The 17,693-nt window shown below is 74.1% G+C and carries 16 protein-coding genes; 10 read left to right on the forward strand and 6 right to left on the reverse strand.

The features are described from left to right. Positions 1–81: 81 nt before the first annotated feature. From ABTY59_RS24960 to ABTY59_RS24970, 3 genes are all read left to right on the forward strand, one after another. The gene (locus ABTY59_RS24960) at positions 82–714 is read left to right on the forward strand and encodes a TetR/AcrR family transcriptional regulator (protein ID WP_352021252.1); all 633 of its coding nucleotides are present in this window, start codon (positions 82–84) and stop codon (positions 712–714) included. 65 nt (positions 715–779) lie between these two features. Continuing rightward, positions 780–2,762, forward strand: a complete 1,983-nt coding sequence (locus ABTY59_RS24965; RefSeq protein WP_352021253.1) for an alkyl/aryl-sulfatase — start codon at positions 780–782, stop codon at positions 2,760–2,762. 77 nt (positions 2,763–2,839) lie between these two features. Then, on the forward strand, positions 2,840–3,838 hold the full coding sequence (locus tag ABTY59_RS24970; protein ID WP_352021254.1) for a pyridoxal-phosphate dependent enzyme: 999 nt from the start codon (positions 2,840–2,842) through the stop codon (positions 3,836–3,838). 60 nt (positions 3,839–3,898) lie between these two features. Here ABTY59_RS24970 and ABTY59_RS24975 read toward each other — a convergent pair whose 3' ends face one another. Both ABTY59_RS24975 and ABTY59_RS24980 read right to left on the reverse strand, forming a co-directional pair. After that, positions 3,899–4,780 carry a diacylglycerol/lipid kinase family protein gene (locus ABTY59_RS24975; RefSeq protein WP_352021255.1) on the reverse strand — a complete coding sequence of 294 codons (882 nt, stop codon included), beginning with the start codon at positions 4,778–4,780 and terminating at the stop codon, positions 3,899–3,901. Positions 4,781–4,840: 60 nt separating this feature from the next. Then, positions 4,841–6,436 (reverse strand): FAD-binding oxidoreductase, encoded by a 1,596-nt coding sequence (locus tag ABTY59_RS24980; protein WP_352021256.1) that lies wholly within the window; start codon positions 6,434–6,436, stop codon positions 4,841–4,843. A 74-nt stretch (positions 6,437–6,510) separates the two neighbouring features. Here ABTY59_RS24980 and ABTY59_RS24985 point away from each other — a divergent pair, with 74 nt between their 5' ends. From ABTY59_RS24985 to ABTY59_RS25005, 5 genes are all read left to right on the forward strand, one after another. Beyond that, positions 6,511–7,110 carry a TetR/AcrR family transcriptional regulator gene (locus ABTY59_RS24985; protein ID WP_352021257.1) on the forward strand — a complete coding sequence of 200 codons (600 nt, stop codon included), beginning with the start codon at positions 6,511–6,513 and terminating at the stop codon, positions 7,108–7,110. Continuing rightward, positions 7,107–8,675 (forward strand): glycerol-3-phosphate dehydrogenase/oxidase, encoded by a 1,569-nt coding sequence (locus ABTY59_RS24990; RefSeq protein ID WP_352021258.1) that lies wholly within the window; start codon positions 7,107–7,109, stop codon positions 8,673–8,675. Before ABTY59_RS24985 ends, ABTY59_RS24990 begins: the two co-directional genes overlap by 4 nt. Positions 8,676–8,930: 255 nt before the next feature. Then, on the forward strand, positions 8,931–9,374 hold the full coding sequence (locus ABTY59_RS24995) for a DUF6325 family protein (protein ID WP_352021259.1): 444 nt from the start codon (positions 8,931–8,933) through the stop codon (positions 9,372–9,374). A gap of 90 nt (positions 9,375–9,464) precedes the next feature. Then, positions 9,465–9,746, forward strand: a complete 282-nt coding sequence (locus ABTY59_RS25000) for an SHOCT domain-containing protein (protein ID WP_352021260.1) — start codon at positions 9,465–9,467, stop codon at positions 9,744–9,746. 57 nt (positions 9,747–9,803) lie between these two features. After that, positions 9,804–11,531: an alpha/beta hydrolase gene (locus ABTY59_RS25005; RefSeq protein WP_352021261.1), complete on the forward strand. Its 1,728-nt coding sequence runs from the start codon at positions 9,804–9,806 to the stop codon at positions 11,529–11,531. A 32-nt stretch (positions 11,532–11,563) separates the two neighbouring features. Here ABTY59_RS25005 and ABTY59_RS25010 read toward each other — a convergent pair whose 3' ends face one another. Together ABTY59_RS25010 and ABTY59_RS25015 are read right to left on the reverse strand one after the other, a co-directional pair. Then, positions 11,564–12,244: a CPBP family intramembrane glutamic endopeptidase gene (locus ABTY59_RS25010; protein ID WP_352021262.1), complete on the reverse strand. Its 681-nt coding sequence runs from the start codon at positions 12,242–12,244 to the stop codon at positions 11,564–11,566. A gap of 114 nt (positions 12,245–12,358) precedes the next feature. Continuing rightward, positions 12,359–12,544 (reverse strand): CsbD family protein, encoded by a 186-nt coding sequence (locus tag ABTY59_RS25015; protein WP_352021263.1) that lies wholly within the window; start codon positions 12,542–12,544, stop codon positions 12,359–12,361. Between the two features lie 210 nt (positions 12,545–12,754). Between ABTY59_RS25015 and ABTY59_RS25020 the strand changes: the two genes are divergently transcribed. Next, positions 12,755–13,414, forward strand: a complete 660-nt coding sequence (locus ABTY59_RS25020) for an HdeD family acid-resistance protein (RefSeq protein WP_352021264.1) — start codon at positions 12,755–12,757, stop codon at positions 13,412–13,414. 172 nt (positions 13,415–13,586) lie between these two features. Then, positions 13,587–14,471, forward strand: coding sequence for a DUF4436 family protein (locus tag ABTY59_RS25025; protein WP_352021265.1), 885 nt, complete (start codon positions 13,587–13,589; stop codon positions 14,469–14,471). Positions 14,472–14,477: 6 nt separating this feature from the next. Here the strand turns inward: ABTY59_RS25025 and ABTY59_RS25030 are convergent, their stop codons facing one another. Further along, positions 14,478–16,070, reverse strand: coding sequence for an alpha/beta fold hydrolase (locus ABTY59_RS25030; protein ID WP_352021266.1), 1,593 nt, complete (start codon positions 16,068–16,070; stop codon positions 14,478–14,480). After that, complete coding sequence (locus ABTY59_RS25035) at positions 16,067–17,425, reverse strand: alpha/beta fold hydrolase (protein ID WP_352021267.1); 1,359 nt, start codon at positions 17,423–17,425, stop codon at positions 16,067–16,069. The genes ABTY59_RS25030 and ABTY59_RS25035 overlap by 4 nt, the downstream gene beginning before the upstream one ends. Between the last annotated feature and the right edge of the window lie 268 nt (positions 17,426–17,693).

The raw sequence follows: 17,693 nt of genomic DNA on the forward strand, positions 1-17,693 counted from the left end.
GTCCCGGGCGGCGCGCATGCCGCGGGTCCGTGGCGACGCGGCTCGCACGAGGTGCCCGCGCCCCTCTGCCACCATGTCCCGGTGAACGACACTGAGGCCGGAAAGGGACCCGGACGCCCGCGGGAGCGGCGTCGGCGGGACCCGGAACTGACGTACGCGGCGCTGCTGGACGCGCTGCTCCAGCTGATCTCGGAGAGTGGCCGGGAACCGACCAGGAAGGCGATCGCGGAGCGGGCGGGGGTGTCCGAGCGGACGGTGTTCGTGCACTTCGCCGACCGCGAGGCGCTGTACGTCGCGGCGGCCCGGCGGCAGGCCGAGCGGTGGCGCGCCCACGCGGAGCCCGTACAGCCCGGGTGGGAGACCCCGCGCAAGGTGGAGGCCCTCGTGTCGCAGCGCGGCCGGATGTACGAGGTGATGACGCCGATCCGCAGGATCGGGCTCGCTCTGGAGCCGGACTCGCCGGGGCTGCGGGGGGTGATGGCGGACGGCGACGCCTGGTTCCGGGCGGATCTCGCCGCGGTGTTCGCGCCGGAGCTGGCTCGGGTGCCGGGCGCCGGGGAGCCGGGCGGGCTGCTCGACGCGCTGGAGGCCTGCTCGTCCTGGGCGGCCTGGGACCATCTGCGGTCCCGCCGGGGGCTCGACGGGACGGCGGCCGGGGCGGCGATCGGCCGCACCGTGCGGGCGCTGCTGAAGGGGGCGCCGCACACCCCTTGACTCGTATTGCAGTCAGACTGCAATAGTGGCGTCCTCACCGAGAGCCGAGAAGGACGTGCACTGTCATGACTCCGATGAACCGGCGCGGCTTCGTCGCGGCCGCCGCCGCGATGGGCGCCGCGGCCGCCTCCGTCTCCCTGAACCCGCAGACCGCCCAGGCGCTCACCGGGCACGGACCCGGGACCGGCGCCGAGGGGCCGCGGACACCCACGCGCACCGACGGGCTCCCGTACGAGGACGCCGCCGACTTCGCCGACGCGGACCGCGGCTTCGTCGCCGCCTTCACCGGCGGCCCGATCACCACCGCGGCCGGAAAGACCGCCTGGGACCCGGACGCCTACCGCTTCCTGACCGAGGCCGCGGACGGCCGGCCCGGCAGGGGGGACGGCCCCGGCACTGTCGACCCCAGCCTGTGGCGGCAGGCGCGGCTCCTGTCGCGCCAGGGCCTCTACCGGGTCACCGACCGGATCTACCAGGTCAGGGGCCTGGACCTGTCCAACATGACGATCGTCGAGGGCGACACGGGCATCATCGTCATCGACCCGCTCATCTCCGCCGAGACCGCCGCCGCCGCACTGAAGCTCTACCGCACCCACCGCGGCGACCGCGCGGTCCGGGCGATGATCTACACCCATCCGCACGTCGACCACTTCGGCGGCTGCCGGGGCGTGCTGCCGGACGGCGCCGGCGACGTGCCCGTCCTCGCCCCGAAGGGCTTCATGGAGCACGCGGTCAGCGAGAACGTGTACGTGGGCACGGCGATGGCGCGCCGCGCGGCCTACATGTACGGCTCCACGCTCCCCAGGAACGCGGGGGCGCAGGTCGGCTGCGGGCTCGGCCTCACGGTCTCGCTCGGCACCGTCGGGCTCATCGCCCCCACCCGGTTCATCGGCGCCACGGGCGAGGAGGTCGTCCTCGACGGGGTCCGGATCCGGTTCCAGATGACTCCGGGTACCGAGTGCCAGGAGGAGATGAACTTCCTCTTCCCCGATCTCCGCGCCGTGTGCATGGCGGAGAACGCCACCCACACCATGCACAACGTCCTCACCCTGCGCGGCGCCCAGGTGCGCGACGCGCACGCGTGGGCCGGCTACCTCACCGAGTCGATCGGCCTCTACGCGGACGCCGCCGACGTCGCCTTCGCCTCCCACCACTGGCCCACGTGGGGCAACGAGGCCATCGTCGCCCTCCTCACCCACCAGCGGGACCTGTACGGCTACCTGCACGACCAGACCGTGCGGCTGATCAACCGGGGCATGACGGGCACCGAGATCGCGGAGACGTTCCGGCTCCCGCCCCGGCTCGAAGGCGTCTGGGCCAACCGCGGCTACTACGGTTCGCTGAGCCACAACGTCAAGGCGGTGTACCAGCGGTACATGGGCTGGTTCGACGGCAATCCGGCCCACCTCTGGGAGCATCCGCCCGTGGCGGAGGCCCGGCTCTGGGTCGAGTCGCTCGGCGGCCAGGCCGCGGTCCGTGCCCGCGCCCGGCACTACGCCGACCGGGGCGAGCTGCGCTTCGCCGTCACCCTGCTCAACCACGCCGTCTTCAACGACCCGGGGGACAGCCGGGCGAAGCGTCAGCTCGCCGCGCTCTACACCCGCCTGGGCCAGGCCGTCGAGAACGCCGTCTGGCGGAACTTCTACCTCACCGGAGCGCAGGAACTCCTCCACGGCATCACGCCGCACGCCACCGCCACCCTCGGACCCGACATGTACCTGGCCCTCTCCGTCGGCCAGATCATCGACAGCCTCGCCGTCCGCGTCGACGGCCCGAAGGCCTGGGACCTGCGGATCGCCATGGACTGGCACATCGGCGCCGACCACTGGCATCTGCGCCTCGTCAACGGACTGCTCACCTGGACCGCGGACACCCGGCCCGATCCCGACGCGGACCTGACGCTGACCATGAGCAAGACCCAGCTCATCGCGCTCCTCGCGGGACGGGGCACCGACGGCGTCACGATGACCGGCGACCGGACGCTGCTGCCCCGGCTGCTCGGCGTCCTCGACGACCCCGAGCCGGAGTTCCCGATCGTCACCCCGTGAACGGGCCGGAGGGCGGCGGGCGTCGAGGCCCGCCGCACCCGGTGCGGCCGACGGTCCCGTGCCCTACCGTCTCGTCCATGTCCCCTCCGTTCCTGCACCGGCGCTGCCCCGAACTGGCCGACTCGCTGCCCTTCCTCCGGCTCGGCGACGGGCCGACGCCGGTGCGGCGGCTGCCGGGACTGGCCGAGCGCTCCGCACTGTGGGTCAAGGACGAGAGCGGCTACGGCGAGGGCGGCTGGGGCGGCAACAAGGTCCGCAAGCTGGAGTGGCTGCTGCCGGACGCGCGGCGGCGCGGCGCGCGGACCCTCCTCACGGTCGGCGGCCTCGGCACCAACTGGGGTCTCGCCGCCGCCTCGTACGCGCGGGAGGCGGGGCTCGGCGTGGCCCTCGGCCTGATCGACCACCCGGTCGACGAGCACGTGCGGGCCCAGCTGGCACGACTGCGCGCCTCGGGCGCGACGCTGCACTTCCTGCACGGCAAGACGCGGCTGATCCTGGCCGCGCCCTGGCTGTTCGCCCGGCACGCCCACGGCCTCACCCCGCCGTACTACCTCCCGGCGGGCGGTTCCTCGCCGCTCGGCACGCTCGGCGCCGTCGAGATCGCCCTGGAGCTGGGCGCGCAGGTCGAGGCCGGGGAGCTGCCGGAGCCGGCGTGGCTCGTGACCGCCGTCGGGTCCGGCGGCACCGCCGCGGGCCTCGCGCTCGGACTGCGGCTCGCGGGGCTCCGCACCCGGGTCCTCGGTGTCGTCGTCAACGACACGCTGCGGCTGGACACGGCCGCCCTGCTCCGGTTGGCCCGCCGCGCCACGGCCCTGCTCAGGGCGCGGGGGGCCGTGCTCGGCGACGCCGGGCCGTCCTCCGGCGCGATCCGTGTCGAGACGGCCTGGCTCGGGGACGGCTACGCCCACCCCACGGCCGCCGGCGACCGGGCGCTCGCCCTCGCGGCGGCGCGGGCCGGCCTGACCCTGGAACGCGCCTACACCGCCAAGGCCCTGGCGGCCCTGCTCGACCTGGACGCGGCCGGCCGGCTGGACGGCGGCCCGGTGGTCTTCCTCCAGACCCACGGGCCGCGTTGAGGCAGGGTCCCGCACCGGCGGGACCGGCGGGTCGTGCTCACGGGCCGCCCCGCGCGGTCCTCAGGCCAGCACGCGGAGGGCCGCGGGCATCGCCCTGAGGGTCACCGGCAGGGTCGCGTCGACCTCGCCGTCCGCGCCGTACGGCAGGGGACGGTCGGCCTCGATGCGGACCTCCCTGCCGCGCAGGATCTCGATCTGGGGGCGGTTCACGTGCGCGCCCGTCTTCAGTTCGTTCATCATCGCGAAGAAGAGGCGCTTGGGGGCCTCCTTGATCACCACGACGTCGAGGAGGCCGTCGTCGACCCGCGCGCCCGGGGCGATGTTCCTCCCGAACCCGTAGTAGCCGGAGTTGGCGGCGACGACGGTGTATCCGGTGCGCTCGTGCCGGACCCCGTCGATCGTGACGCGGTACGCGGCGGGCTTCCAGCCGAGGACGGCCCGGAGGCCCCCCGCGTAGTAGGAGGCCGCGCCGCGCAGCAGCCGGGAGGTGTTGGCGTGGCGGTTGGCCACCGCGTCGACGCCCGCGTACACACTGCCGAGGACGTGGATCCCCGGGTGCGCGGCGGACTCCACCTTGATGGTGTCGACGGCCCGCGGTTCGCCGCCGAGCAGCACCTCGGCGAGCCCCTGGGCGTCGGCGGGCAGCCCCAGGGCGCGCGCGAAGTCGTTGCCGCGCCCCGCCGGGACGAGACCGAAGACCGTGTCCGTACCGCTGAGCGCGCCGCCGACGGTGCCGGCCATGCCGTCGCCGCCGACGGCCAGCACGACGTGCCCCTTCGCACCGGCTTCCCGGGCGACCTCCCGCGCGTGTTCCAGGCTGCGGCTGTAGACGGTGTCGAGCTCCGCGCCCGCCTCCCGCAACAGCCGGGCCAGAGGGAGCAGGCTCGCCGTGCCGCTGGAGCCCCCTGCGGTGGGGTTGACGACGGCGGTGAACTGTCGCATGGATCTGACCTCCGGGCGGCAGAAGGAGAGGTTCGGGAGGGGACGGTGCGGGGGTGGTGCTCAGCGGACGGGGATGAGGACCCCGGGGCTCAGCACGCCGGAGGGATCGACCTCGGCCTTGACGGCCTGCAGCATACGGATGCCGAGGGGGCCGATCTCGCGGGCGTACCAGTCGCGGTGGTCGGTGCCGACGCCGTGGTGGTGGCTGATGGTGCCGCCCGCCGCCAGGATCGCGTCGTTCGCCGCCCGCTTCGCCGGCGCCCAGTGCGCGACGGCGTCCTCGCCCTGCGCGGAGACGACGGTGAAGTACAGCGAGGCGCCGTTCTCGTAGGTGTGCGAGATGTGGCACATGACGAGCGGCGGCGTGCCGGCCTCGGTGAGGGTGCCGGTCAGCGCGTCGCGCACCGCCGTGTAGAGGCCGGGGATCGCGGACCAGAAGGCGGCCGTCTCCAGCGTCTCGGCGAAGGCGCCGGCGTCGAGGAGCGCGTCGCGGAGGTAGGGCGCGTCGTAGCGGCCGTGCTGCCACTTGTCGCCGGGCTCCTCGCCGATGAACTCGCCGTCGCAGGCGAGGAGGACCTCGCGCGCGGCGGCGCGGCGGGCGGCCGTGTCCGCCTCGGTGCCCTCGAAGCCGACGATGGCCATGCAGCCGGGGTTCTGCGGGAGTTCGGCGCTGCCGATGGCGTCCGGCTGCGCCAGACCGATGAAGGTCTCGGACTCGTCCGAGAGGCGCAGCACGGTGGGTCGCGGGCCGTCCTGGGCGAGGCGGCGCAGCGCCGCCGTGCCCGCCTCGAAGGAGGCGAAGCGCCAGCCCTCGTAGATCCGCTTCTCCGGCAGGGGGCGGATGCGGACGGTCACCGAGGTGATCACGCCGAGGGCGCCCTCGGAGCCGAGGATCAGCTGGCGCAGGTCGGGGCCGGCCGCGGAGCGCGGGGCCCGGCCGCTCCACAGCGTGCCTTCGGGAGTGGCGACCTTCATGCCGACGACCATCTCGTCGAAGCGGCCGTAGCCGGCCGAGGCCTGGCCGCTGGAGCGGGCCGCGGCGAAGCCGCCGACGGTCGCCCATTCGAAGGACTGCGGGAAGTGGCCGAGCGTCCAGCCCTGTTCGTTGAGCAGCTCCTCGCACCGCGGGCCGCGCAGACCGGGCTGCAGCGTCGCGGTTCGCGACACCTCGTCGACGGCCAGGAGCCGGTCCAGCCGACGGAGGTCGAGGGCGACGAAGGGCCGCTTCGTGGTGGGGGCGAGGCCGCCGACGACGGAGGTGCCGCCGCCGAACGGGACGGCGGACAGACCGTGGTCCGCGCAGGCGCGCAGGACGGCGAGGATCTCGTCGTGGTCGGCGGGGAGGACGACGGCGGCCGGGATGTCCTCGACCTCGCCGGCGCGGATGCGCAGCAGGTCGGGGGTCGACTTGCCCCGGGTGTGCCGGATGCGGCTCTCGGCGTCGTCCCGCAGGCCGTCGGGTGCGGCGACGGCGGCGCGCAGCGCGCTCATCGCCTCACCGGTGAGTGCCGGGGCGGGCACGTCGATGTCGGCGAGGACGGACGGGCCGCTCTCCCGCGGGGTGACCCCGAGCAGGTCCCGCAGCAGTCCGGTGACCGATTCGGGCAGGGGTGCCGCCTTGGCCGGGTCGCCCCAGCCGCTCCACAACATGTCCACTTCGAGAGGTTCCTCACGGTCTGTTTCACGAACGGCGCTGCCACGCGGCCTGCGCTGGCATTACACTGTGACAGATGACGCCCATTCGTCACAACCATGCGGACGCAGATCCCGTACTCGACGCCGCACGCGACTGCGTGCTGGCGGTCGGCGTACGGCGAACCACCCTCACCGACGTCGCCCGGCGGGCAGGCGTGTCCCGGATGACGCTGTACCGGCGCTGGCCCGATGTGCGCACCCTCGTCGGCGACCTGATGACCCGTGAGTGGATCGCCGTCGCCGCCGACGCCATGCCGCCCTCCGACGAGGGCCGGCCCGAGCGGGAGCGGATCGTCGAGGGCCTGGTGGCGGGAGTCGCCGCGTTCCGGGCCCATCCGCTGTTCCGGAAGATCCTCGACGTCGACCCCGAGCTGCTGCTGCCGTACGTCCTGGACCGGCGCGGCGCCAGCCAGGACGCCCTGCTCGGGCTGCTCCTCACCGCGCTGGAGGACGGGCACGAGGACGGATCCGTACGCCAGGTCCACCCCGACCTCCAGGCCCGGTCCCTCCTCCTCGTCGTCCAGTCCTTCACGCTCTCGCTGCGCACCATGGCCGACGAGACCGATCCCGAACTGAGCGAAGCGGCCTTCCTCGAAGAGCTGCACACCCTGCTGGAGAGGACCCTCACCCCATGACCCCCACGAGCAGCACCGCACTCCCCGGTTCCTCGCTCGACGCCGAGCGGCGCCGGCGCGAACTCGACCGGCTCGCCGACGGCGAGACCGTCGACGTCCTCGTCGTCGGACTCGGCGCCACCGGAGCCGGAGCCGCGCTCGACGCGGCCACGCGCGGACTCACGGTCGCCGCGATCGACGCCCACGACCTCGCGTTCGGCACCTCCCGCTGGAGCTCCAAACTGATCCACGGAGGGCTGCGCTACCTCGCGTCCGGGCAGCTCGACGTGGCTCACGAGAGCGCCGTCGAGCGCGGCGTCCTCATGGAGCGCACCGCCCCCCACCTGGTGCGCGCCCAGCCGTTCGTGCTGCCGCTCACCCCGCTCGTCAGCCGCGGCCAGGCGGCCCTCGCCCGCGCCGGGTTCCTCGCGGGCGACATGCTGCGGGTCGGCGCCCGCACCTCCCGCCGCACGCTGCCGCAGCCGCGCACGCTGTCCGCCGTCGAGACCCGGCACCTCGCCCCGGCGCTGCGCCGCGTCGGGCTGCGCGGCGGGCTGCTCTCCTGGGACGGGCGCCTCACCGACGACGCGCGCCTGGTCACGGCGATCGCCCGCACCGCCGCCGCCCACGGCGCCCGCGTCCTCACCCGTACGCGCGCCCTGGAACTCCACGGCGACGGCGCCCTGGTCCGCGACGAGACCACCGGCCAGGAGCTGCGCCTGCGCGCCCGTACGGTGATCAACGCGGCCGGCGTCTGGGCGGGCGGCCTCGTCGACGAGGTACGCCTGCGGCCGTCGCGCGGCACCCATCTCGTCCTGCGCTCCGAGACCCTCGGCCCCCTCTCCGCGGGTCTGCACATCCCCATCCCCGGCGAGACGAACCGCTTCGTCCTCGTGCTGCCCCAGGGCGACGGACGCGTGTACGTCGGCCTCACCGACGAACCCGTCGACGGCGAGGTCCCCGACGTCCCGGAGGTCCCCGAGACCGACATCGGCTTCCTCCTCGACGTCCTCGGCTCCGCCCTCGACGTCACCGTCCACCGGTCCGACGTGGTCGGGGCGTTCGCCGGCCTGCGGCCGCTGCTCGACACCCGGGACGCGGCGGGCCGCACCGCCGACATCTCGCGGAAGCACGCCGTGCTCACCTCACGCGACGGCATCGTCACCGTCGTCGGCGGCAAGCTGACCACCTACCGACGCATGGCCCAGGACGCCGTCGACGCCGCCGTGGCCGCCCGCGGCCTGGACGCGGGCCCGTGCCGGACCGCCTCGCTCCCCCTCGTCGGCGCCGCACGGCCGGCGACCCTCGCGGGGCTCGGCGTACCGGCGCGTCTCGTCCAGCGCTACGGCTCCGAGGCACCGGCCGTCCACGCGCTCGGCCTCGCCGACCCCGCGCTCGCCGCACCCGTCGTCCCGGGCCACACCGTCACCGGCGCCGAGCTCGTGTGGGCGGTCCGCCACGAAGGCGCCCTCGACACCTCCGACCTCCTCGACCGCCGCACCCGCATCGGTCTGGTCCCGGAGGACCGCGCCCTGGCCGAGGAGGCGGCCCGGGACGCCCTCGCCCGTACGGCCCGGGTCGGCTGAACGGAACGGCGCGGGTCGGCTGTACGAAAACGGCCCGGGTCGGCTGAACGGAACGGCACGGGTCGGCTGTACGAAAACGGCCCGGGTCGGCTGAACGGAACGGCACGCAGGGGCGGAACGGAACGGCGCCCCCTCCCCGGGCCACGGGGCGGGGGCGCCTTCGTCCCTCCCCCGCGACCTCACTCCCCCGGATGCACCACTCGACGTCCGGTGCTGGAATGGCGACCAGGGGTCTCCAGGATCAGAGGTGACGTTGTGAGCGAGCAATTCGACGAGATCGGGCCCATCGACTACGTGGTGGTCGAGTTCCCCGGCAACCGGATGACCGGCGAGGGGTTCCCGCTCCTGGTCGACCTGGTGGACCGCGGCATCATCCGGATCCTCGACCTGATGTTCATCAGCAAGGGGGAGGACGGTTCGGTGACGGCCCTGGAGATCACGGATCTCGACGGGGACGGCAGTCTCGACCTCTCCGTCTTCGAAGGCGTCCAGTCCGGCTTGCTCGGGCAGGACGACCTGGAGGAGGCCGCGGCCGCCGTGGAACCGGGCAACTCCGCCGGCCTGCTGATCTACGAGAACGTGTGGGCCGCGCCGTTCGCCACCGCCCTGCGGCGGGGCGGAGCCCAGTTGGTCGCCTCCGGGCGCGTGCCCGTACAAGCACTCCTGGCCTCGCTCGAAGCGGCCGAGGAAACGGCGTGACCCCTCGCTCTCGGCCACGGAGCCGACGAGTCGTCGTGTGACACCCCCGGGTGCGACCCGGTTCAGGAGAGACAGGAAGAGGAGAACGCGATGCCAGGTCTACTTCGCGGAGTGGCCCGTACCGCGGTCGTCGCGGGTACGGCGACCGCCGTGTCCAACCGCGTGTCACGCCGCCAGCAGGGCCGCTGGGCCGCTCAGCAGGGGTACCAGACCCAGCCGGCCGAACCGCCGCCCCCTCCCGCCGCCGCGCCGCAACCGGCCGGCGGCATGGAGGACAAGCTGGACCAGCTCAAGCAGCTCGGTGAGCTCAAGCAGCAGGGCGTGCTCACCGAAGCCGAGTTCGAGGAACAGAAGCGCAGGATCCTCGGCTGACCGGCCGGGTGGCACGGCGGGTCGGGCCTTGGTAACGCATCCCCCGGGAGGACAGCCATGGGCCCTGACCCGCACGAGCCCCCGCCAGGGGACTCCCCCGGCCGCGAGGAGACGGAGAGCAACGACGCCGAGCCGACCGCCGGCTCACCGAAGCGCGGTCGGCCCTCGCTCCGCCTCACGCTCCCCGGCTGCTGGGGTGCCCTCCTCCTCGCCTGCCTCTCCTTCACCCCGTCGCTGCTGCCGCGCGGCGGGATCCTCCAGGGCCTGATCTGCGGCATCAGCGCGGCCATCGGGTACGGCCTCGGTGTGATCGCGGCCTACGTGTGGCGGGCCTTCGCCGACCGGGAGGCGCGCGGCGCGTCACGCCGTTCGTGGCGGGTCCTGATCATCTGTGCCGTCGCCCTGTTCGCCCTGGCCTTCGGGCTCGGCCAGTACTGGCAGCACGAGATCCGCCGGCTCATGGGCGTCACCGACTACAACGTCCTCGCCACCGTCGCCTGCCCGTTCGTGGCCGCGCTCGTCTTCTGGCTGCTGCTGCTCGCCGCCCGGGGGCTCCGGCGCCTGTACCGGTGGCTCGCCGGCCTCCTCCGCCGCTGGATCGGACCCCGCGCCGCGCGGGTGGTCGGCTGGGTCGTCGTGGCGGGCCTCGCCTGGGCCGTCGTCAGCGGGGTCCTCCTGGCCGGGTTCGTGAACGCGGCCAACGAGGCGTTCTCGCTGCGCGACACCGAGACGCCCGAGGGCGTGCACCAGCCCACCTCGACGCTGCGGTCCGGCGGGCCGGGGTCGCTGGTGCCGTGGGACACGCTGGGCCGGCAGGGCCGGGCCTTCACCGGCAGCGGTCCCTCCGCCGCCGACATCGGCGCCTTCACCCACCGCCCGGCACTGGAGCCCGTGCGGGCCTACGCCGGACTCGCGACCTCCGACGACACCGAGTCGCGAGCGGCACGGGCCGTCGCCGACCTCGAACGGGCCGGCGGCTTCGAGCGCGCCAACCTGCTCGTGATGACCACCACGGGAAGCGGCTGGGCCGATCCCGCCGCCGTCGACTCCTTCGAGTACCTCGGCGACGGGGACGCGGCCACCGTGGCCATGCAGTACTCGTACCTGCCGTCGTGGCTGTCCTACCTCGTGGACCAGTCCAAGGCCCGCGCGGCGGGCCGCGAACTCTTCGACGCGGTGTACGACGTCTGGTCCAAGCTCCCCCAGGACCAGCGTCCGCGGCTGTTCGTGGCGGGCGAGAGCCTCGGGTCGTTCGGCGGGGAGACGGCCTTCAGCGGCGAGTACGACCTGCGCAACCGCACGGCCGGCACCCTGTTCGCCGGTCCGCCGAACTTCAACACCCTGTTCCGCGACTTCAGCGACCACCGCGACGCGGGGAGCCCGGAGATCGAACCCGTGTACAAGCAGGGGCGGACCGTGCGGTTCACCGACGACCCGGCCGGCGGGATCCCGCCGAAGGACGCGCCGTGGAACGGTCCACGGGTGCTGTACCTCATGCACCCGTCCGACCCGATCGTCTGGTGGAGCCCCGACCTGGCCCTCACCGAGCCCGACTGGATCGGCGAGGCGCCCGGCGGCGACGTCCTCGAGGACATGGTCTGGATCCCCTTCGTGACCTTCTGGCAGGTGACCGCGGACCTGCCGTTCAGTACGGGCGTGCCGGACGGCCACGGTCACACGTACAAGGCCGCGTACGTCGACGGCTGGAACGCCGTCATGCGGCCCTCGGGCCTCACCCCCCAGGACCTGGACCGGCTGCGGGAGATCATCCAGCCGCAGCACTGACACCGCGCGGGCGCCCCGGGGGCGGTCGCCGGTCAGCGCAGGAGGAACCCCGCGACGTAACCGAAGGCGTTCACCGCCCAGTGCAGGCCCATGGGCGCGAGCAGGCTGTCGCTGCGGCGGCGCAGCTCACAGAGCAGGACGCCCGCCCCCGCCGTGAACAGCACGGCCCCGACGACCGCGAGCGCGGAGCCGAGCCCGGACCCCCCGACGACCCCGGTCAGCGCGGGTTTGGCGGTCGCCAGACCCAGCGACGGAAGGATGTGCCAGAGGCCGAACAGCAGGCTGGACACCGCGGTCGCCCAGACCGTCCCGCGGGCCCGGCGCACCAGCCCGTAGAGCACCCCGCGGAAGGCGACCTCCTCCACGAGCACGGTGCCGACGGGGACCACCACGAGGACGCGCACCGCCAGCTCGCTCCCCGTCATCGCGTCGTACCGCCGGTCCTCGAACAGCGGGCGGGTCGCCGGCAGCAGCGCCCCGACGAGGCAGACGACCGCGACGAGCCCCATGAGCGCCGCCGCCCAGCGGGCACCGCGCGCCCGTGTCCCGGGGGCCAGCCCCGCGTCCGCCGCCGTGCCGCCCGCCCAGCGGAGCACGCCGAGGAGCACGGCGGCGACGGTGACGGCCGCGACCAGGCGGACCGGGCCGGTCCAGCGGTGCAGGAGCACGTTGGCCACCACGAGGACGGCTACCGTGAGGACGACGGCCGGCACGGTGCCGAGGGGTCCGCGCCACCGGCCCCGCGGCGGGCCGTCCGCCGAGCGGGGCCCTGCCGCGGCGCGTCGCCGGCCGCCGTCGGGACCGTGACGGGACACCGGAGTCGGGGGTTACGAGCGGTCGCGCTTGAGCGAGTCCATGACTCCCTCGGCCCGGTGGCGGACGCTCCTCGCCTTCTCACGGAGCCTGGCCTTCGCCTGGTCCGTCCTGCCCTCGGCCTCCAGGCGCTCGTGACCGGTGATCTTCCCGGCGATCTCCTTGAGTCTGCCCTTGGCCTTGTCCATGGCGTCGCTCATGCTCGCGGCCCTCCGTCCGATCGGTTCCCTCCTCCACGCTAGGTTCGGACGACCCCGGCTGCTCGCCGGACCCGTCCGTCCCCACGAGGTGAGGCGGCGGGCCCACGACGGGTGCAGACTTGTACGGGAGCCCCGCGGGGTCCGCTTCCGGCCTCCCGCCGGTGGAGGAGTCCCGGGGGCGTTCCACTCGCGCGAGCGGGAGGTGGACACATGACCACGCCACGGGGTCCGGCGCCCGGCGCCGTACCGGAGGACGCGGCCGGCGGGTCACCCGCCCCTCCGGGGGCCGACCCGGCGGACCAGCTGGCACGTCTCGGCCGTTCCTGGACCTGGCTTCTCGGCATGGCCCTGGCGACGCTCGTGCCGGGCGTCCTCGCACTCGTCTGGCCGGACGTGACCCTGCACGTCCTGGCCGTGCTCATCGGCCTCTACCTGCTGGTGACGGGCGCCTTCCAGTTCGTGGCCGTGTTCGGCCGCGACAGCGGGTCCCGCGTGCCCGGCCTGATCGTGTCCGCCCTGTGCGTCCTGGGCGGCGTGCTGTGCCTGAGGAACCCGCTCCAGACGATCTCCGCGCTCTCGCTCATCGTCGGCGCCGTCTGGCTGGTGTCCGGCATCGTCAGCCTGTACTCCGCCATCGCCTCCAAGGACATGCCGCACCGCGGCATCGTCATGGCCGTCGCGGTGCTCGGGATCGTCGCGGGCATCGTGGTCCTGGCGCTTCCTGCGGAGTCGGCCCGCGCCCTGACCCGACTGCTCGGGCTGTGGCTCGTGCTCATGGGCCTGGCCGAGGCGGCGGTCGCCCTGGCATGGCGCTCGGCCCTGCGCAGAGCGGGCCTCACGGGCCACGACGCGACCGGCCCGGGGACCTGAACACCGGCGTCGCGGGCGGTCAGCCGACGGGCGGTGCCCTGGAGGACCAGGGGCGGGCGCGTTCGCGTCGCCCCGGCAGGGCCGACACACCCGGGCGGATGCGGTGATCGGCAGGCCCGGTCGGCGAGGATCGCAGACCAGGCCGCTCCCCTCCCAGCCCGTCGGAGTCACCATGGCCCCACCCTCGGACGCACCTCGACCGCACCGCTTCGGGGCGTCGATCCTGCCGGTCCTGATCCCCATCGCGGTCCTGATCATGGTGGCGGTGTCCGTGGGGTCGCGGCTGCAGTTCGCCGAGCGGCAGGCGGTCGACGCGGTGCACACGGCGGGGTCGAGTGCCGCCGACCGTGTCGACGTGCAGGCCACCGTCCAGCACGTCGACGCCTTGGCGCGGGAGCTGGTGCTGCGGGTGCGGGTCACCCCGCGGGGGGCGTACGCCGAGGAGGACGGGACCGCGCCGGTGGCCGATCTCGTCCTCCAGACGTCCACGGCCACGCTCGGCGACCTGGCGTTCAAGGCGCACGAACGGCTCACGACCCGGGACGTGCAGGTCGCGATCGCGGGGGGATCGATCAGCGACTACCCCTTCGACGCCTATGAGACCGACGTCGAGTTCTGGGCTCAGCTCGGTGGCGAGTACGTCCCGGTGCGGGTGGCGTTGTCCAACAACGACACGCTCTTCTCGATCTCGGCGACGCCCACGGCCTCACCGGAGGACGCCGCCGTGGGGCTGTGGGTGGCCCGATCGGCGAGCCTGACCGTCTTCGCGGTCTTCATGATGGCGGTGATGTGGGCGCTGGCGGCGTCCGTGGTCATCGGCGCCTGGTACCTGACGACCCGTGGCAAGGGCCTGGTCTGGCCGGCCCTCGCCTGGATGGCCGCCACGCTGTTCGCCCTCTCGGCGTTCCGCAACACCGCTCCCGGCACGCCGCCGATCGGCTGTGTGCTGGACTGGTTCGCCTTCCTGTGGGCCGAGACGATCATCGCGTTGTGCCTGATCGCCGTGGTGGTCACGGGCGTCCGCACCGCCCTCCGCGCGGACGAGGATCCCGCGTAGGAAGGTCTACGGCGCGATCTCGAAGGCGGGCGGCCTGAGCCCGGCGAGGCACCGCGTGTCCGGCGCGTCCGGGCGGTCGAAGAACGAGACGGTCATCGTCTGCGCGCACGTCGAGTCGGCGAAGACCACGTGCGCGACGTACGGGACCGTCACGGCGACGGACCGGCTGAGCGTACGGGCGGCGTAGGCCCCGTTGCTCGGCGCGGTCTGGGCGTCGAACCCGCCGGACAGGAGGAGCGTCGGGATGTCGCTGCGCGTCACGTCCCGGATCGAGGGCGGTGCCGCGGGGACGTCCCAGGCGCGGCAGTCGTCGTGCAGCCAGGCCAGCTGCGGGGCGTTGGCCGGCATCGAGCGGGGGAACGACGGGAAGGCGCGGCGCCCGCCCCGGATGACGTCGGCCCGGCTCTCGTAGGGGGTCCACTGGCTGCAGAAGATGCCGTAGACGAGCCCGTGCGCGACCCGCCCCATGGCCTGCGGGCTGTACTTGCCGCCCGCGAGCTGCTCGGCGATCCGCTGCGGGTTCCCGTGGGCCAGTTCGTCGAGGGAACGGGGCACTCCGGCCGCCACGTGGGTGGCCGAGGTCAGCCAGCCGACCAGGTTGCCGCCGTCCAGCACGACCTTCACCGGCTCCGGCCGGTCCGGGACCGTCACGGTGGTGGTGACCGGCCGGGCCTCCAGTTCGCTGACGAGGCGGAGGAAGGTGTCCTTCAGGTGCGGGTAGCGGGTGGCGCAGGCGGGCTGCTCCTCGCAGGCCTTGAAGAGGCCGTCGAAGCCCTCGCGGGCGGCCTTCCAGGTCACGGCCCCGCCGGCGATGGACGGCGGCAGGACACCGTCGATGCCGACCGCGCGGATGCCCTTCGGGTGCAGGCGCATGTAGTTGAGCGCCAGGTGGGTGCCGTAGGAGATCCCGAAGACGTTCCACTTCGCGACGCCCAGCGTCCTGCGCAGGGCGTCGTAGTCGGCCGAGCTCTCGATGTCGTTGTAGGCACTGCGGTCGGCGCCCTGGCTCGCCACCCGGTCACGGCACTCCCTGGTCGCCTCGACGTGCAGGCGTCCGGTGGACGGGGCGTTGGAGACGAGGCCGAGGGCGCGGGCGTTGAACGCGTCGATGTTCGGGCAGGTGAGCTCCGGATCGGCGGAGTAGGTCCCGCGCTGGGACATGAAGACCAGGTCGCGGTCGCGGTCCAGACCGCCGGCGAGCGCCATCGGGATCTCGGAGACCGCGTCGTCGCCGGGGCCTCCGGCGAGCCACACGATCGGGTCGGGCGCCCGTCGCTTGGCGGCGGCGGGGATGATCGCGACGGCGAGGGTGATCTTCCGCCCCTTGTGCCGGGAACGGTTCTCGGGCACGGTCAGCGTTCCGCAGCGGGCGCGCGCCAGGTCGGGGACGGGGTCCGCCGTCCTCGGGCAGGGCCCGGGCTCGTAGTGGGCGTCGCCCACCGTCCGGGCGACCGTGCCGAGCGGCGCTCCGGTGCCGGACTCGGCCCGGGCGGGGAATGCGGCCAGGCCGAGGACGAGGGCACCGGCCGTGGCTCCGGCCAGCGCGGCCGGAAGGCGGCGCGGGGAGCGCGGGTGGCGGGGTGGGCTGAGGGACGTCATCGGGTCTCCGGTTCGGGGGTGAGGGTGAAGGGGGCGGGCCTGAGTCCTGCCACGCAGCCGGTGTCGGGCGCGGTCGGACGGGCGAGGAAGGACGCGAGGACGCGCTGCGCGCAGGGCGACTGCGGGACGACGAAGTGGCCGATCCCGGGGATCAGTACGGCGGTCGAGCGGGGCAGCGTGCGGCCGGTGTACGGTCCCCAGCTCGCGCCCGTCTTCGCGTCGAAGGTGCCGGAGACGATCAGCGTCGGCACGTCGCTGTGGGTGGCCACGCGCTGGATCGCGGTGCGGTCGGGGACGTTCCAGACGCGGCAGAGGTCGTGCTCGAAGGGGAGCTGCGGCGCGTGGGCCAGGACCGTGTCGGGCCATCCGGGGAACGCCCGGCGACCGGCCCGCAGGAGGTCGGCCTTCGAGAAGCCCGGTACCCATTCGGCGCACGCGACCGAGTGCGTCAGGCCGTGGGCGAACTCGCCGATGACGGGCGTCGCCCCGGCCGCCTTGGCCTGTGCGAAGCGCTCCGGGTTTCCGTGGGCGAGCTCGTCGAGCGCGGCGGGGACGTCGACGGCGGGCAGGGCGCCGCCGTCGGTGACGAGCAGGTTGATCAGCGTGCCTCCGTCGAGGACGACGTCCACCGGCGCTCCGCCGCCGGGCGGCTGCACCGTCAGCCTGAGGGGGTTCGCCTCCAGGCGTCGGACCTGCTCGGTCAGGGTGCGCGAGAGGTGCGGGTAGCGGCTGTTGCAGGCCGGCTGGGCCTCGCAGGCCGCGAAGATCGCGTGGACGCCCTCCTGTGCGCTGTCCCAGGCCCAGGGCAGGCTCACGATCTGCGGCGGCACGACCGAGTCGATCGTCACGGAGCGGATGCCTTCGGGGTGCCGGCGCAGGTAGGTGAGGGCGAGGTCGGTGCCGTACGAGTAGCCGTAGACGTTCCACTTCTTGATGCCGAGCGCCGTGCGCAGGTCGGCGAAGTCCGCGGCGTTCTCGGTGGTGTTGTAGTCGCTCAGTCGGATTCCGTCGGCCGTGAGGCGGTCCCGGCACTCCTTCGCGGCACGCACGAGGAGCCGCCCGGTGGAGGGCGCGTCGTAGGGCAGCCCGACGGCTCGCGCGTTGAACCGGTCCATCTCCGGGCAGGCGAGGTTCGGCTGCGAGTGGAGCGCGCCGCGCTGGGTCATGACGATCAGGTCGCGGTCCCGGTTCACTCCGGAGTCGATCAGGAAGGGGATGGCGCTGATCGCCTCGCCCCCGGGGCCTCCCTCCATGAACACCACGGGGTCCTGGGCCGGCCTCGTCGACGCGGCCCGGACGACGGCGACGGTGAGCTTGATCGTCCGCCCGCCGCGGTGGGACCGGTTCGCCGGCACCTCCAGGGTCCCGCAGTCCCCGGGGATCGGTTCGGGGGTGGCCGGGCAGGGGCCGGGGACGAACCGGGCGGGGCCTCCCGGACGGGGGCCGACGGGGGGCGGTGTCGCGGCGCCGCTCGGTGCCGTGCCGACCGCGCCCAGGAGGGTCAGGCCGGCGGCGAGCAGCGCCGCCCTGGCGGATGGCCGCCGGGAGCCTCGTGGTGAGGAGGGGCCCGGCTTCCTCCTCCGTACGGACCTGCCGCTCCCACGAGCGAACGGCAGGCAGCCT

Origin of the sequence: Streptomyces sp. NPDC096079, from assembly GCF_040303145.1 — a bacterium.
Taxonomy (GTDB): Bacteria; Actinomycetota; Actinomycetes; order Streptomycetales; family Streptomycetaceae; genus Streptomyces.